Origin of the sequence: Pseudoalteromonas sp. LC2018020214 (genome assembly GCF_016598755.1) — a bacterium.
Lineage (GTDB): Bacteria > Pseudomonadota > Gammaproteobacteria > Enterobacterales > Alteromonadaceae > Pseudoalteromonas > Pseudoalteromonas distincta.
The window spans coordinates 2453945-2469441 of record NZ_CP066804.1; the positions used below are offsets into that span (position 1 = coordinate 2453945).

The 15497-nt window shown below is 39.5% G+C and carries 17 protein-coding genes; 7 read left to right on the top strand and 10 right to left on the bottom strand.

Translation table 11 applies throughout. The features are described 5' to 3' along the window. Nucleotides 1-182: 182 nt before the first annotated feature. The 5 genes from JG479_RS10855 to JG479_RS10875 form a co-directional block, all read right to left on the bottom strand. Nucleotides 183-467 (bottom strand): hypothetical protein, encoded by a 285-nt coding sequence (locus JG479_RS10855; RefSeq protein ID WP_182673867.1) that lies wholly within the window; start codon nucleotides 465-467, stop codon nucleotides 183-185. A gap of 24 nt (nucleotides 468-491) precedes the next feature. Then, complete coding sequence (locus JG479_RS10860; RefSeq protein WP_193226066.1) at nucleotides 492-947, bottom strand: ATPase; 456 nt, start codon at nucleotides 945-947, stop codon at nucleotides 492-494. A gap of 82 nt (nucleotides 948-1029) precedes the next feature. After that, entirely contained in the window at nucleotides 1030-1884 is an 855-nt protein-coding gene (locus JG479_RS10865; RefSeq protein ID WP_193226067.1) for an alpha/beta hydrolase, read from the bottom strand. Nucleotides 1885-1913: 29 nt separating this feature from the next. After that, a complete protein-coding gene (locus JG479_RS10870; protein WP_200219268.1) occupies nucleotides 1914-2924 on the bottom strand; it encodes an RDD family protein in 1011 nt (336 codons plus the stop codon). 152 nt (nucleotides 2925-3076) lie between these two features. After that, the gene (locus JG479_RS10875; RefSeq protein WP_200219270.1) at nucleotides 3077-4162 is read right to left on the bottom strand and encodes an alkene reductase; all 1086 of its coding nucleotides are present in this window, start codon (nucleotides 4160-4162) and stop codon (nucleotides 3077-3079) included. A 180-nt stretch (nucleotides 4163-4342) separates the two neighbouring features. On the opposite strand from JG479_RS10875, the gene JG479_RS10880 reads away from it, so the two are divergent. Both JG479_RS10880 and JG479_RS10885 read left to right on the top strand, forming a co-directional pair. After that, nucleotides 4343-5119, top strand: coding sequence for a hypothetical protein (locus tag JG479_RS10880; protein ID WP_200219274.1), 777 nt, complete (start codon nucleotides 4343-4345; stop codon nucleotides 5117-5119). Between the two features lie 67 nt (nucleotides 5120-5186). Next, nucleotides 5187-5711: a CIA30 family protein gene (locus tag JG479_RS10885; RefSeq protein ID WP_200219276.1), complete on the top strand. Its 525-nt coding sequence runs from the start codon at nucleotides 5187-5189 to the stop codon at nucleotides 5709-5711. Nucleotides 5712-5732: 21 nt separating this feature from the next. Here JG479_RS10885 and JG479_RS10890 read toward each other — a convergent pair whose 3' ends face one another. From JG479_RS10890 to JG479_RS10910, 5 genes are all read right to left on the bottom strand, one after another. After that, nucleotides 5733-6269, bottom strand: a complete 537-nt coding sequence (locus JG479_RS10890; protein ID WP_039489328.1) for a hypothetical protein — start codon at nucleotides 6267-6269, stop codon at nucleotides 5733-5735. A 146-nt stretch (nucleotides 6270-6415) separates the two neighbouring features. Next, nucleotides 6416-6670, bottom strand: coding sequence for a hypothetical protein (locus tag JG479_RS10895; protein ID WP_002958531.1), 255 nt, complete (start codon nucleotides 6668-6670; stop codon nucleotides 6416-6418). 25 nt (nucleotides 6671-6695) lie between these two features. Beyond that, nucleotides 6696-7172, bottom strand: a complete 477-nt coding sequence (locus JG479_RS10900; protein WP_200219278.1) for an FKBP-type peptidyl-prolyl cis-trans isomerase — start codon at nucleotides 7170-7172, stop codon at nucleotides 6696-6698. A 2-nt stretch (nucleotides 7173-7174) separates the two neighbouring features. Next, entirely contained in the window at nucleotides 7175-9604 is a 2430-nt protein-coding gene (locus JG479_RS10905; protein ID WP_234047851.1) for a Lon protease family protein, read from the bottom strand. Between the two features lie 77 nt (nucleotides 9605-9681). Then, the gene (locus tag JG479_RS10910; RefSeq protein WP_002958528.1) at nucleotides 9682-10140 is read right to left on the bottom strand and encodes a zinc ribbon-containing protein; all 459 of its coding nucleotides are present in this window, start codon (nucleotides 10138-10140) and stop codon (nucleotides 9682-9684) included. A 175-nt stretch (nucleotides 10141-10315) separates the two neighbouring features. Between JG479_RS10910 and leuS the strand changes: the two genes are divergently transcribed. Genes leuS through rsfS form a run of 5 tightly spaced genes read left to right on the top strand, consistent with a single transcriptional unit; the run spans nucleotide 10316 to nucleotide 15460 of the window. Beyond that, nucleotides 10316-12904 carry a leucine--tRNA ligase gene (leuS, locus tag JG479_RS10915; protein ID WP_200219280.1) on the top strand — a complete coding sequence of 863 codons (2589 nt, stop codon included), beginning with the start codon at nucleotides 10316-10318 and terminating at the stop codon, nucleotides 12902-12904. A gap of 1 nt (nucleotide 12905) precedes the next feature. After that, complete coding sequence (locus tag JG479_RS10920; RefSeq protein WP_024594704.1) at nucleotides 12906-13397, top strand: LPS-assembly lipoprotein LptE; 492 nt, start codon at nucleotides 12906-12908, stop codon at nucleotides 13395-13397. Next, on the top strand, nucleotides 13397-14434 hold the full coding sequence (gene holA, locus JG479_RS10925) for a DNA polymerase III subunit delta (RefSeq protein WP_200219282.1): 1038 nt from the start codon (nucleotides 13397-13399) through the stop codon (nucleotides 14432-14434). Before JG479_RS10920 ends, holA begins: the two co-directional genes overlap by 1 nt. A 17-nt stretch (nucleotides 14435-14451) precedes the next feature. Beyond that, the gene (gene nadD / locus JG479_RS10930) at nucleotides 14452-15087 is read left to right on the top strand and encodes a nicotinate-nucleotide adenylyltransferase (protein ID WP_197121849.1); all 636 of its coding nucleotides are present in this window, start codon (nucleotides 14452-14454) and stop codon (nucleotides 15085-15087) included. A gap of 55 nt (nucleotides 15088-15142) precedes the next feature. After that, complete coding sequence (gene rsfS, locus JG479_RS10935; RefSeq protein ID WP_002958523.1) at nucleotides 15143-15460, top strand: ribosome silencing factor; 318 nt, start codon at nucleotides 15143-15145, stop codon at nucleotides 15458-15460. The last annotated feature ends 37 nt before the right edge of the window (nucleotides 15461-15497 follow it).

A 15497-nucleotide genomic window follows, 5' to 3' on the forward strand; every position in this document is an offset into this window, starting at 1 on the left:
CAGCTATTTAAAAAAGGTGTTTATTTAAAACTTGTGTAATCTGGTCATTTGAATACTTTTGAAGAGCCATATCAATTGCACTTATAGTTAAATTCAAAGATGAGTCCCTATTTGATGAAAAGGGATTCGATGTTACTTTTACACATTTTAAAATTTCTTTATTATCACTATTCACCGAGCACCTATTTATCAAGGAACATTTTAATAATTGTTTGTATCTTACTAATTGTTTCTAAACTCGCTCGACGCTCTGCTGATAAACAACTGTAATTACCGATATTATTAAAGTGAATTATCGTTTTAGATAGCGCTTCATTACCAAGCTTTAGATAATTATTGACCTCTTCATCTAGTAGTTTATAAGTTGCAGCTGTTTCAGTATGCATAGAACCGCTAAGTTGTTGAATATAATAATCATCATTATTTTTCAATAAATACCACAAAGAACCTACTTCAATGAGCTTCATAAAGCCTGTCTTATCCTTTATAACTTAAAAACCAAGCCACTTAAACTTTAGCTTTGCTGAGTGCACTCTACTCACCTGTGGCCTCAGTAGATTACAATGAATATCAATATAGCTACTTTTATTTGGTTCTATAAAAATGTCATCGCCTTTACCTAAACAATTACCAACAAACTTTCCGTTTTTATCGAATGTAGATGCTATAACACCACCTGCATATATGCTTTCATTGGTGATATTTTTTAACTCGGCAGTTATTCTTACTCGCCCATTTTCTTTAAAAATATCAGAAAGGGTAAGTTTATAATCACTATTTAAGTCGTCAGTGCCCTCCAATGCTTTATTTGATACCTGCTCTTTAAAGCCACTATCAACCTCTGCGGCTATTGTTAGCGCGTACACACTGATACCACCGAGTGTTGCTATTACAAACCCTATCCCCCAAAAAAAGCCCTTTATAGCCTCATTAAAATTATTACTCATTTAATTCCCTTTTAATTTTTCACTAGTAAATTTCGTTAACAATATACCCAAAATCACTCCTTTCACTAACCTAGTATATAAATTAAAACTTATTTTTTAATAAGCTTTTTAAACCATAGTACCAACTAAGCGCTGCCACCGTGCCATGAGTTTCTTCTTCAAAGTAACGTTGATTTATATATAAACTATTACTCGGGTGCGCTTTTAGTTTTTTAGCAAGCTCTAAGCCCCATTTATAATTAGCCTCTCCAATTTCACCAAAAGCTGCATTATTAGCAAAAGTAAAATATACATTGCCTTTAAGCTGCTTATTTATAAGTTGTTGTTCGTCAAAATAACGATTGAGATAATTATTATCCCAAAGGTAGGTTGCATCAATAATTAAGTAATCAGTAAATAAAGAGTGATTTGTAAGTAAAACATAGCTTGCGAACAAGCCGCCGAAAGATTCCCCAATTAATACCCGCTTATTTGATGTACGGTAATTTTTATTAATGAAGGGAATAAGTTCTTTTTCAAAGAAAGCGGTGTAGTTTGCGGCATTGCCAATATTTTCAAATTTTTCGAGTAGCTTGCCGTTAAAAGTCCAATCGACATTGGTAGGGGTAAAGTCGCGCTCTCTTATCGCATTTTTACTGTTTGGAACAGCGACAATAATTGCTTGTTGAATTTGTTTTTCTAGCCGCTCAGTACTGAGTGCTTCAACAAGCCCCGCTAAGGCTTTTAAATGGGTTGGGTCGCCATCAAGCAGGTAAATAACAGGATATACTCGTTCGAGGTTTTGCTTGTAGCTTGGCGGTAAATAAACACTACAACTGCGCTGCTCACCTAAAATAAGAGACTTAAGCTGATGTTTTTTTGCTAACACAATATTTTCTGACGCATACGAAGCTGTAATAAAATACAGATAACTAAACGCCATTAATAAAGCTTTCATAACCATCCTTGTAATTAATAAGAGCAAACTTAACTTTTTACAGTCTCTTCTACCGTTTCCACATTTACAACTTGATTCAAGTTACCTTTAATAACCACAGTCGCTGATATTTTATCTTGAATGGCTTGCCTGTTTGGGTCCCAATATATTTGTAAAAACCCTAACAAGCCTGTGGCAAAGCCTGCGCCGTAGCCGCCGTAGCGACCAAAACAATCTAATAAACCTAATGGCTCGCCGCTTAAGGCAACCACACGGATATTACATACCTTTTTACCCGGTGTTTGGCCGCGCCAAAGCAGCGAGAACAACGTAAAGTAAACAGCAGCCCAGCCAAACCCTAAACCTAAGTCTTGAATAATGCCTTTGCTCCACTGCAAAATACTATTTGTGTTTGTTTGTGCAGGTTTTTCTTCTATTAACTGTACAGGCTTTATTTCGTTATTTTCACTGAGCACCAATAGCTGTAAAAGTACGGTAGCAAGTTGTGGGCTTTGTAGGTCGTCCATTTCAGCTAATTTGGGAACTTGCCCAATTAAATTATCAAACGCGTTTTGTTGGCAAGGTTGCTCACAGCTTTCATCGGCTGTTTGCGCTAAATAAGTATTTACCTGTTGTTTTTCTGTAGCGGTAAGCTGTATTTCATCTTGTATTTTTACGCCCTGAACAGCTAAACCTTGATCAGTGTTATCGTCTTCTAGGTAATCAATGCCAATTGAAAGCACAGTAAGTGCGCTTACAAATAAAATACTTGCTGCCGTTATTTTTAAGATTCTTCGCCACACATTCGACATTTTTGGAAGGTATTGCTGTGCAGTGCCTTTATAAAAGGCCATAGCCGCGACAAATGCTATTAGAGCAGCGCTAAGCTTGGCCGCTAAAAATATCAGCGCAACATCAATAATAATCGCTAGTGCACGCCGAATTGGCGTAGCTAAAGGCAAGCCCAGTAAAGCACTGTCAATTTTAAAGGCGTAGGGGGTAACAACTTCTCGGGTTTCAGAATTTGATAATTCTAATTGTTCTATCTCTTTGGCTTTCATTTGTTTTCTTGTTATTAAAATAGGTAACCCGTTTAACTTACGCGTTTTTTATTTTTTGCTCAAGATAAAGCTAATAGAATCAGTGCACAAAAAAGGGCTGCATAAAATGCAGCCCTTCATGTTTTTACTCAATGTTAATTACTTACTAGCAATTATACCGTTGGATAATCGGTATAGCCTTGCTCTGCACCACCAAACAAAGTGTCGGGGTTGTGGCTGTTAAGAGGCTTGCCTTGCTTTAAGCGTGCTGGTAAGTCTGGGTTTGATACAAATGGGCGACCAAAGCCAATCATGTCAGCCCAGCCTTCGCTAAGTGCTTTGTCTGCGCGCTCTTTTGTGTACTTGCCTGCGTAAATTAATACACCGCTGTAGGCTTTGCGAATCGATTTTTTAAATTCAACACTCATTAAAGGTGCGTCATCCCAATCGGCTTCGGCTATATGCATGTAACCTACACCGGCTTTATTTAATGCCTCAGAAACCGCTAAGTAAGTTTCTTCAGGGTTTTCGTCTACTGTGCCATTAAGAGTTGTTAACGGGGCAAGTCTTACGCCTACTTTACTGCTACCAATTTCGTCGCTAACAGCATTTACCACTTCAATTAAAAAGCGTATTCGGTTTTGCACACTGCCGCCATATTCATCGGTGCGAGCATTTGACTCTGAGTCTAAAAATTGATTAATGAGGTAACCATTTGCAGCATGAAGCTCTATGCCATCAAACCCTGCATTAACTGCATTTTTAGCTGCTTGGCGAAATTCGCCTATGACATGCGTAATATCTTGTTTGCTCATTTCGCGTGGGAGTTGGGTGTCTACAAACCCCGGTGCGCCGTTTGTATCTACAAATACTTTTACGTCTTTTGCAGCAATGGCCGAGGCTGAAATAGGCTGCACGCCACCGGTGTTGTCACTATGAGTTACACGGCCAACATGCCAAAGCTGAGCAAACATAATGCCACCAGCGCTATGTACTGCGCTTGTTACTTTACTCCAGCCTGCAACTTGCTCATTTGAATAAATACCCGGAGTCCAAGCGTAACCTTTACCAAGCTCACTAATTTGTGTGCCTTCGCTTACAATTAGCCCGGCACTTGCGCGCTGTGCGTAATATATTGCCATTAAGTCGTTAGCTATATCGCCAGGCTGCGTTGAACGCGAGCGAGTCATTGGGGGCATAACAATACGGTTTTTTAATGTTTTACCTGCAAGTTCTATTGGTTCAAAAAGTAATGTCATAATGCCTCCTAAGTTTGATTGCGCTCATAATAACGTAACCAAGCACATGCAAAAACAACAAAAACTGCAAAATAGTTTTGTTGTATCTGCAATAAAGCCACAAAGTAAAACACATTAACTTTAGGTGAACTAAATGTATTTTATTGACTCTTAACAGCACTATTAAGTTGAGGGTTTGATGTGAATAAAGGGAATGCATGGCCCTGGGTTATCTCGTTGTGTATACACGCTATTGTGTTGTACTTTTTGTTTTCGCAATCTATTAAAGTTGCGCCGCCAAAGGAGGAAAAAAACGCAATAATACAGGCCTATGTTACGGTTAATTTAGCAAGCCTACCTAAGCCAAGCTCAGTTGTTACAACAACCAATGCGCCTGATATAAAACCTGTAAACACTAAAACTGATGCACCAAATTCAGCGGCCTCTAACACTACACCTATAAAAAAAGATTCTACAAAAGCCAAAGTAAAGGTGACTAAAAAAACGCAAGCCAAAACCATCACGTTACCAAAGGCACAAACAGAGCTTAAAAAAGACCCTGTAAAACCTGTAGCCCCCTTGGTAGCCGCGCCTTCAGAGTCTATAACAAAAGCCTCTCAAACATTTAAAAAGCTAAATCCATACGCGCCGCTATTTGGCACTCCTGTAAATAATATGACTCATAAAAAAATGGTCTCCTTTGGTGAAGATAAAAACTCTGAAAATGATGAGATAAACAATAAGCCCACAATTAAAACGCCAGTAAAATCTGATAATTCAGAAGTTATTAGCCAAAATACAACTGGCACACGACGATTAGAAAAATTTAACGGTAAATGCTATTTAATTGATACTTCAACCGTATTTGGTAGTAATGGCATGCCTCAAGGTAGCGGTAAACCCTGTCCTGAGGATAAAACTGATAAAGAAATTATGTTTGAAAAAATCATGAAAAAATGGAGCCGTAAAAATAATTAACTTTAAATAAGTGAACAAATAATATGTTTATCCGTATTGATAAGCTTAAAGTAATTAGGAGTAAGCCATGATCACCAAACAACTATCCTCACTTTTTGTATTTAATTTATTAGTTGTAAGTGCACACGCGAATGCAAACCAGCGCTGGTACGTTATTAACGACTCAGTAATGGGCGGTGTATCTAATAGCCAAGTAACACAAACTCAAGAAAGTTTGCTTTTTACAGGCAATGTTTCGCTTGATAATAACGGCGGTTTTGCATCAATACGTACAGAGCTAAATACACAAATCCAAAAAACTAAAGCTATAGCGCTGCGTGTTAAAGGCGATGGACAAATCTATCAGCTCAGGCTCAGAACAACTAATTACCTTGATGGCGCAGCGTACACTCACTCATTTAAAACAGTAAAAAATGAATGGGTAGATATCAACTTTGCTCCGAGTGATTTTACTTTAACGTATCGCGGCCGCGTGCTTGAGCAACAACCGATTATTGATTTTGATGATATAAAACAGCTAGGCTTTATGATTGCAGGTAAGCAAGAAGGTAAGTTTAAGCTTGAAGTGGGTAAAATTGAGTTTAAAAGCTAACCCACCAACATGTTGGTCGCGCTAAATAGTATAGTCGTCGCCCCGCCTCTTTAGTTCACTAATAACCAGTTCAACCATTTGTTGCTTTATTGCCGCTTGCTCTGATTTTAACTCCCCGAGTTGCAGCTCTAACATATCTATTTGTTCTTGCTGTTGTGTGTTTTTATATTTTTTTGCACCTAGGTGCTCTGCATCTAAAGTTAAACTCGCATCACTTTTATTTAGCTCACTTACAGAAGTGTTTATAGTTAAACTACGTTGTACGGGGCTTTGTTTAAGTTTGTTAATTTGTTCTTGCAGCGCAATAACTCGCCCAGTGAAGTGCTTGTATACTTTTTCTAGGTTTTTATATTGATTGCCAAACGTAGCGTTATCTTCACTATACTCTTCGGCTTTGGTATCTAAAAACTTTGATAACACATATTTTGGCTCTTCCTCATTCTCTTCCTCGCTCTTTTCTTCACTCGCTTTTTCAACAGTTAGTTTATCTGATTGCGCTAAAGGTTGAGTATTTGAGCTGTGTACTTGGTATGGAATGGAAGCCGCTAAAATCTTCATTATTTTATCCCTAAAATAGCTTTGTAACTATTATGGGTATCGACCTCGTATTAAAATCCTTGAGTAAATTTTATTGTTAGCTAAAAGCAAAAAACCCCACTTTAGTAAAGTAGGGCTTATACCAATTTATTAAACTAACTCGTTGCTTACTTAGTGCTTTGGTTATCTTGTGAGAGCGCAATAAGAGCAAGGGCTGCATTTAGACGAGTATTTAAATTATTATAAATAGTCATTCCAAACACACCGATAATACAAACTATTAAACCCATTTGTAGGTTAACGCTCATCTCTAGTAAAAAAACAGCTGCAACGAGTAAGCACAGCGCTAATGCATAAATAATAGATTGAAAGGTAAAGTTAATATCACCTTTGGCTATTTTAAGTAATTCATCTTTATTCATAATTTACTTCCTTGTTATTTAATCACTAAGACTCAATTGCCAGTAGCTCTACTTCAAAAATAAGTACTGAGGCAGGAGGAATACTCCCTACACGTTTTTCGCCGTACGCTAATTGGTGCGGTACATAAAAGGTGTATTTATCGCCTGGGCTCATCAGTTGTAAGCCCTCAGTCCAGCCTTTAATCACTTGGTGCAAGCCAAAGCTAATCGGTGTTTTACGCTCTACTGAGCTGTCAAACACCGTGCCGTCGATTAGTGTGCCGTGGTAATGCACGTTAACCATACTTGTTGGGCTTGGTGTGTTTTCACTCTCACCTTTATGCAGTATTTTGTACTGCAAGCCAGAGGCTGTTTCTACTACACCTTCTACTTTTGCGTTAGCGGCTAAGTAATCTGCCCCTATTTGTGCATTTATGCCTGCTTGTTGTTTTGCTTTTTTACTATTTTGAAATATTAAAAAACAAAAAATGGCGATAACCACCGCCAAAATTATATTGATCATTATTAACCTTTTTCGTTATCTAGTTCTTCGTCTTTTTCGTCATCGTTATCGTTATCGCCATTTACTATGTCGGCAATTTCTTTAAGGCGAGCAAGCGCAATTCCGTTTACTGAGTTTTCTGGATACTGGTCATCAATAATATCGCCAGCTTCTATATCCATTAACAGGTTAAGCGCTTGGTCTACGGTTTCAACTGCGTAAATATTAAATTTACCCGCTTCAACCGCATTAAGTATTTCGTCATCAAGCACTAAGTTAACTTGGTTTGATTTAGGAATGATAACGCCTTGCGAACCTGTTAAGCCACGCATTTTACACAGTTTGAAAAAGCCTTCTATTTTTTCGTTTACGCCACCAATAGCCTGTACATCACCATGTTGGTTAATAGAGCCTGTCAGTGCAATTGATTGGCTAATAGGTAGGCTTGTAATAGACGAAATAAGCGCACACAACTCTGCCAAAGATGCACTATCGCCATCTATATAACCGTAGCTTTGCTCAATAGCTATATTAGCGCTAAGCGTTAAGCTAAAGTGCTGCGCGTATTTATTACCTAAATAACCGGTAAGTAGCATTACCCCTTTTGAGTGAATTGCTTTACCAAGCTCGGCTTCACGTTCAACATCTATTACGCCATCGGCGCCAGCATAAACCGTTGCCGTAATACGCGCAGGGGTACCAAAAGAAGTATCGCCAATGTGTAATACGGTTAAGCCATTTACTTTACCAATGGCTTGGCCGTCGGTTGCAATAAGTGTGTGACCTTCTTTTATATCGCTTAGCATGTTTTCACTAATTTGGCCGGTACGGTATTGCTTACCTTCAATGGCTTCATCAATATGATGCGCATCTATAACAGTTAATTTATCCTGTTTTGCGTAGTAACTTGCCTCTGCAACTAATTCAAGTACATCAGCAAAACGCGCAGAAAGCTTATTGTGATGCTCTGCTTGGCGGTAGCTAAACTTAAGTAAACGCACCATAGCAGCTTGCGTGGTAGTGCACTTTAATGTTTGCTCGCAGTACTCGGTAACTTTAGTTATAAATTGGTACTGTAATTTATCGCTACTTGGTAAGTAGTAATCAAAGTCAGCTAATACTCTAAATAACTCTGCAAACTCTTCATCGTATTCACCTATGGTGTAATACAGTTCGCGCGAGCCTAATAAAATAATTTTCACGTCAAGCGGTATAAGCTGCGGGCGAAGTGTAAAACTACTGCCTACTGAGCTATCTTGATACGGTAAGTCGTTTTTAATTTGATGCGTTTTAAGCGAAAGTTTTAAACCATCCCACACTTGAGGGTTAGCCATTACCTTTTCAGCATCCATAATTAAATAACCGCCATTAGCACGGTGCAATGCGCCCGGCTGAATAGAGCGATAACTGGTAATTAAAGACCCTTGCGATGTGGAATACTCAATTTTACCAAATATATTACCAAATGTTGGATTGGGCTCGTACACCACGGGTGCTGCATCGTCTTCTTTAAACTCAACTAAAATATTAGGTGCAAAAAAGTCGGTAAGCATGCCTTTACGATCAAAGTCTTCTTTGCTTTCTTCGCTTTCGTCTTCGTCATCGAGCCATTCAAGTACCGCGTCTATAATTTCAACGCGTATATCTTTTAAATAACGCAGTACACCAATATGAGTTGCATATTTATGTTCTAAGTCTTTTAAAAGCGGTTTTGTGGCCTGCTCTGCAGTCGACTTTTTAAGATTACGCTGTTTTTCTTTTGATTCGCGCTTCCAGCGTGGCAGCTCAATTAACGCTTCTATTAATGCATCTTCTAGCTTTTCAATTTTTTCAAAAAACTCTTCGCGTAACGTTTCTTCAAGTTCGCCAAATTCGCTGTCGCTTAATTGTTTACCATCTACTAGCGGTGCAAACCCAACTGAATTTTTTTCTTCGACTAATGCAACACTTTGCTCAAATGCCGCAATTTCTACTGCGGTAATAGCGCTGTCGTAGGCATCGTTAAATTCACGGTCGATTGATTTTTTTTTGCGTTGGTATCCTGGGTTATCAAATGCAGCAGGAAATGTGTCGAGTACTTCATCTAAAAATGAATCTATGTCGTCACTAAGTTGCTTACTTTGCCCTGCATGCATAAACAATGCGATAGGCTCTCTGTGGTCATCGTAATTATTTACGTATAACCATTCGTTTGGGGTTGGGCGGTCTTTTGCATGTTGCTTAAGTTTATCTTTAACAAGCGTAAAGCGCCCATGGGCAGCCTCGCCCATTACATAAACGTTGTAACCAGGTAGTTCCATCCCTAAAGAGAAATCTAAGGCACTTTGGGCGCGTTGTTGGCCTATAAATGTTAGTTGCTCGGGGTATGGATTGCTCATACACGTATGTACGTGATTAGTAGAAATACTCGGTGCGAGCTTTGAAACAGATAGTGGCAGCAATTTTTTCGTCATTCTAACTTCTTTTTTTACCAACATATTCGCTGGCCTTTGGGCGTATTAAGTGGCCCGCAGCCACTTAATACTTATATTTAAGGGTGCAGCGCCTTACGACTAAAATAGATTCCATCACATTCAATACACGGTGTAATTTGTGTCGCGTGATAAACATCGTAACTATGAGTGCAATTCTTACATACTAATGTGCCCATGGCTATCCATTCGCCTGCGTGATACACACCATTGTGCTTAAAATCTTGACTAAGAGATTGCCACTCAAGCTGAGTTTTATCTTCTATGTGCGAAAGCTCAAACCATAATGATTCTTTAAGCTCTTGCCATGCAAGCGAATTATAGTGCGATTCGTTTTCTTGGACATGTTCTATATCGCGCTGTAAATAACTTTTATATAAAGCGTATCTTTCTTGCCCTAAATCTTTAAGTGCCTGCTCAGATTCAACAAATCGAGTAACTGCGTCTTTTACTTCATGATCTTTTACATCTTTTAGCCATTTGGTTAAATCGCCAAGCCATGCTTTATAATCTGCCATTTTTTACTCCTTCAAAATTGCTGTTAAATCACCCTATAACTTAGATAAGTATAGGTTAACCTGAACTGAAGGTTAGAATTTATCAAAACCGCGTTTTTGACGCTGTGAATAGCACTTTATTTGGGGTATCCTAATGGCAATTTTTTATTAGTTTGCAAGAAGTCTGGAACCATAGATGCAAGAGCAATATAACCCGCAAGATATAGAGTCAAAAGTACAAAGCTACTGGGAAGAAAACCAGGTATTTAAAGTCACTGAAGATGAGAGCAAAGAAAAGTATTATTGCCTTTCTATGTTTCCTTATCCGAGTGGTCGACTGCATATGGGTCATGTACGTAACTACACCATTGGTGATGTTGTTTCTCGTTTCCAGCGCCTGCAAGGCAAAAACGTAATGCAACCTATGGGTTGGGATGCGTTTGGTTTACCTGCAGAAAACGCTGCTATTAAAAACAAAACAGCACCTGCTAAGTGGACATACGAAAATATTGATTACATGCGTACACAGCTTAAGCAATTAGGTTTTGGTTATGACTGGGATCGCGAAATTGCGACGTGTCATCCAGAATACTACAAGTGGGAGCAGTGGTTTTTCACTAAGCTTTACGAAAAAGGCTTAGTGTATAAAAAAATGTCGACGGTTAACTGGGATCCAGTGGATCAAACAGTATTAGCTAACGAGCAAGTTATTGACGGTCGCGGTTGGCGTTCAGGCGCTGTGGTTGAGCAAAAAGAAATTCCACAGTGGTTTATTAAAATTACCGACTACGCACAAGAACTGCTTGACGATTTAGACAAGTTGGAAGATTGGCCAGAGCAAGTTAAAACAATGCAGCGTAACTGGATTGGCCGCTCTGAAGGGTGTGATATTGAATTTAAACGCACCGATAACGACGAAACTTTTAGCGTATACACAACTCGTCCAGACACCTTTATGGGTGTTACGTATGTTGCTGTTGCTGGTGGTCACCCTATTGCACAAGAAGCCGCTAAAAATAGCGATGCTGTTGCAATGTTTGTTGAAGAATGCAAAAACACCAAAATTGCCGAAGCAGACATGGCAACAATGGAGAAAAAAGGCATAGCAACAGGCTTTTACGCAACTCACCCATTAACGGGCGAGCAAGTACCAATTTGGGTCGCTAACTTTGTATTAATGCATTACGGCTCAGGCGCTGTTATGGCGGTACCTGCACACGACCAACGCGATTTTGAATTTGCAACGGCTTACGGCCTAGATATTAAACAAGTAATTGCACCGGTTGAAGGCTCAGATCTTGAAGTAAACCTTGAGCAAGAAGCATTTACCGACAAAGGTGTACTTGTAAATTCAGGTGAATTTGACGGTCTTGATTTTGACGCTGCGTTTAAAGCTATTGCCGACAAGCTTGAAGCACTCGGTGTTGGGGAGCGTAAAGTAAACTTCCGTCTACGTGACTGGGGTGTGAGCCGTCAGCGTTATTGGGGTTCTCCAATCCCAATGCTTAGCGACGAAGAAGGCAAAGAACTTGCAGCAACAGAAGATATGCTACCAGTTCGCTTACCAGAAGATGTGGTAATGAACGGTGTAACGTCACCTCTTAAAGCAGACCCAGAATGGGCTAAAACAACAGTAAATGGCGCACCTGCGTTTCACGAAACTGATACGTTTGACACCTTTATGGAATCATCTTGGTACTACGCACGCTACTGTAGCCCACGCTACGACGAAGGCATGCTAGATCCAGCGGCTGCTAACTATTGGTTACCAGTAAACCAATACATTGGTGGTATTGAGCACGCTATTTTACACTTATTGTACTCGCGATTTTTCCATAAATTATTACGTGACTTTGGTTTAGTAAATTCAGACGAGCCGTTCGACCGCTTACTTTGTCAAGGTATGGTGCTTGCTGAAACATTTTATCGTAAAGATGAAAAAGGCGGCGATGTATGGATTTCGCCAAGCGATGTAAATACCGAAACCGACGACAAGGGTCGCGTAACTAAAGCGTGGCATAAAGAAGACGGTGAGTCGGTATTCTCATCTGGCATGAGTAAAATGTCGAAGTCTAAAAACAACGGTATAGACCCACAACAAGTAATTGCCCAATACGGTGCAGATACAGTGCGTTTATTTATGATGTTTACAGCACCACCAGAGCAAACGCTTGAATGGTCAGACTCAGGTGTTGAAGGCGCACATCGCTTCTTAAAACGTGTATGGAAATACGCAGTAGATGTTAAAACAGTAGGTTACCAAGCACTTGATAAATCAGCGCTCACTAACCCGCAAAAAGTACTACGTCGCGACTTACACAAAGCAATTGCTAAAGTGACTGATGATGTTGAACGTCGTCAAACCTTTAACACCGCTATTGCAGCCATTATGGAGCTTTCTAATAAGTTATTAAAAGCACCACTGAGCGACAAACAAGATGTAGCGATTGCTAACGAAGCACTTGAAGCATTAGTTATTATGCTTGCACCTATTACTCCGCATTTATCACATGAGCTTTGGAAAGAGCTTGGTAAAGAAGGCGAGATTTTAGATGCAGCATGGCCAAAAGTTGACGAGTCGGCACTTGTTGAAGATGAAAAACTAATCATCGTTCAAGTAAACGGCAAGCTTCGCGCTAAGTTAACGGTTGCAGCTGATGCCACTCAAGAGCAAGTAGAAGCCCTTGCGTTTGCGGAATCTAACGTAACTAAATTTACGGATGGCGCAACTATTCGTAAAATCATTTACGTACCAGGTAAACTACTTAACGTGGTAGCTAACTAATATGGCTGCATTTAACGCCATTAAAAATGGACTAGCCTTAGTGCTAGTCTGTTTTTTGTTATCAAGCTGTGGCTTTCATTTAAAAAAAGCCTCTAGCTTGCCTGATAACTTAAAACAGCTAACACTTGTAGGCGATGATGAAAAATCGACTTTATTTACTGAGCTTAAAAAAGAGCTTAAAGCGAGTAACGTAGAGCTAGTATCGTCAGCTAAAGATAAAGCCCAATTGTATTTACGCAAAGAAAGTATTGAACGCCAAACACTTTCGCTGTTTCAAAATGGTCAGGTTGCTGAATACGAACTTGCTTATGGCGTGTCGTATGTAGTTAAACTCCCAGGTGAAAAAGCGATAGAAAAACGTTTTGAGCTTTATCGTAATTACCAAGACGATCCGGATCATGCATTAGCAAAAGCAAAAGAGCTTGAGCTACTCATTAGCGAGATTCGTGAGCAAGCCAGTCGTCGTATTGTTAGAGAGCTGTCGCAACTATAATGCGCTGCTACGCTAATCAACTACCGAATGAATTAAATAAAGGGCTAAAGCCCTTTTATTTAGTATTTGGTGAAGAGCCTTTTCAAGAAGCGCAATGCGTACAACAAATTCGCGACTGTGCTAAGCAACAAGGTTTTGATGAAGTAATTAAATTTACTTTAATGCAAGGATTCGATTGGCAAGAAATCATAGCCCAGTATCAGAGCATGTCGCTGTTTAGCGCCCGCACTATTATTGAGCTTGATTTAAACCAACAAAAGCCAGGCGTTATTGGCAGCAATACCTTTAAAAAAGTAGTTGAGCTGGTTAATCCCGATACTATTTTAATTGTTAAAGGCGCTAAAGCCAGTCAAGAAGTACAACGCGGTGCATGGTTTAAAGCCCTTGATAAACTAGGCGTGTTCGTACCTTGCTACCCACTTACGGGCTCTCATGTAAAACGATGGCTTGATGAGCAATGCCAACGTTTATCACTTAATATGCAAAGCGACGCCAAAGTAAGCTTAATAAATGCCACTGAAGGCAACTTATTAGCCTGTTTTCAGGAGCTTGAAAAGCTCTCGCTACTGCACGGCAATACATTAATTACTCAGCAACTAGTTATGCAAGGGCTGTTAAATCAAGCCAAGTTTGATATTTTTGATTTAAGCGATGCACTATTAAATGGCCACGCTAAACAAGCTATAAAAGTACTAAACAAACTTGCCAGCGATAACACCGAAGTGGTGAGTATTTTGTGGGCTATAACCAAAGAGCTTAATACACTTATAAGTGTGCAACTTGGTTTATTAAATGGCGAACCTATAGCAAGTTTATTTAAACAAAAAGCAATTTGGAAAAACCAACAAGGTCCAGTTCAAAACGCAATTAACCGTTTAAATATGCACACACTAGAACAAATAAACAGTGATGTTGCGTTGTTTGATGCCAGTTACAAGCAAGGTAATTTAATTGCACCTTACCAAGCGCTTGCTCATATTTGTATTAAATTTTGCCAGCCGCTCAACATTCCTATGCCTTGCCACGCGGTTAATTAATAAATAATGGGTGTTAAATGATCGCAATTTTTGGTGGCACTTTCGACCCCGTCCATTTAGGCCATCTAAATATGGCGCAGCAATGCGTTAATGCGTTTAATTTAGATACGCTTTATTTTATGCCCTGTGCACTCCCTGCACATAAAGCAGCGCCGGGAATTAGTACTCAGCACCGTATTAATATGCTAAACGCAGCCATTGCACCTTATCCTCATTTTGAACTCGATTTAAGAGAGCTTAACCGAGCTGGTCCATCGTATTCGCTACTTAGTTTGCAAGAACTTCGTAAAGAGCACCCCACTACACCTATTTTATTTTTAATTGGTATGGACTCGTTTAACAATCTCGATAAGTGGTTTGAGTGGAAGGCAATAACACAGCTTTGCCATATTGTGGTGTACCAGCGCCCTGCTCAACATTGCACTGTAAAAGGTGAGCTCAAAAGCTATATGCAACACGCAAATGTTGGCGAAGTAGCGGCACTTAAACACTCACTTGCAGGTAAACTTTATTTTTTACCGGGTGAAATGCTCGATGCAGCCTCAAGTACAATTCGCAAGCAGCTAAAAAAAAGTAATAAAAAGAATGAACTATTGCCCGACGCAGTGAGTCATTACATAGAAGTGCATCAGCTCTATCAAATTGATGCTTAAAAACTCCTAGCGTGTTAAAATGCGCGCCATTAAATTTTTAAATTGAGACAAAACCTTGGATTCAAAACAACTACTCGCCTTTGCTATGGACAAAATTGACGATATGAAAGCGCGTGACATCGTTCATATTGACGTAACTGAAACATCAGATATTACAGATTACATGGTAATTTGTTCTGGTACTTCTAAACGCCACGTACAGTCAATTGCCGATCACTTAGCAAAAGAAGCGCGTCATGCAGATTCAGAGCCACTAGGTTATGAAGGTGAAGGCGACGGCGAATGGGCACTGGTTGATTTAGGTGATGTGGTTGTACACGTGATGCAAAACGAAGCACGTAGCTATTACGATCTAGAAAAACTGTGGGGCTAAACGCTCACTCATTTTAGACAATGCTTGGAAGTAATAC

Coding starts and splice junctions, on each gene's coding strand:
- JG479_RS10855 (WP_182673867.1), bottom strand. CDS start 467: ATGAAGCTCATTGAAGTAGGTTCTTTGTGGTATTTATTGAAAAATAAT.
- JG479_RS10860 (WP_193226066.1), bottom strand. CDS start 947: ATGAGTAATAATTTTAATGAGGCTATAAAGGGCTTTTTTTGGGGGATA.
- JG479_RS10865 (WP_193226067.1), bottom strand. CDS start 1,884: ATGAAAGCTTTATTAATGGCGTTTAGTTATCTGTATTTTATTACAGCT.
- JG479_RS10870 (WP_200219268.1), bottom strand. CDS start 2,924: ATGAAAGCCAAAGAGATAGAACAATTAGAATTATCAAATTCTGAAACC.
- JG479_RS10875 (WP_200219270.1), bottom strand. CDS start 4,162: ATGACATTACTTTTTGAACCAATAGAACTTGCAGGTAAAACATTAAAA.
- JG479_RS10885 (WP_200219276.1), top strand. CDS start 5,187: ATGATCACCAAACAACTATCCTCACTTTTTGTATTTAATTTATTAGTT.
- JG479_RS10890 (WP_039489328.1), bottom strand. CDS start 6,269: ATGAAGATTTTAGCGGCTTCCATTCCATACCAAGTACACAGCTCAAAT.
- JG479_RS10895 (WP_002958531.1), bottom strand. CDS start 6,670: ATGAATAAAGATGAATTACTTAAAATAGCCAAAGGTGATATTAACTTT.
- JG479_RS10900 (WP_200219278.1), bottom strand. CDS start 7,172: ATGATCAATATAATTTTGGCGGTGGTTATCGCCATTTTTTGTTTTTTA.
- JG479_RS10905 (WP_234047851.1), bottom strand. CDS start 9,604: ATGACGAAAAAATTGCTGCCACTATCTGTTTCAAAGCTCGCACCGAGT.
- JG479_RS10910 (WP_002958528.1), bottom strand. CDS start 10,140: ATGGCAGATTATAAAGCATGGCTTGGCGATTTAACCAAATGGCTAAAA.
- leuS (WP_200219280.1), top strand. CDS start 10,316: ATGCAAGAGCAATATAACCCGCAAGATATAGAGTCAAAAGTACAAAGC.
- JG479_RS10920 (WP_024594704.1), top strand. CDS start 12,906: ATGGCTGCATTTAACGCCATTAAAAATGGACTAGCCTTAGTGCTAGTC.
- holA (WP_200219282.1), top strand. CDS start 13,397: ATGCGCTGCTACGCTAATCAACTACCGAATGAATTAAATAAAGGGCTA.
- nadD (WP_197121849.1), top strand. CDS start 14,452: ATGATCGCAATTTTTGGTGGCACTTTCGACCCCGTCCATTTAGGCCAT.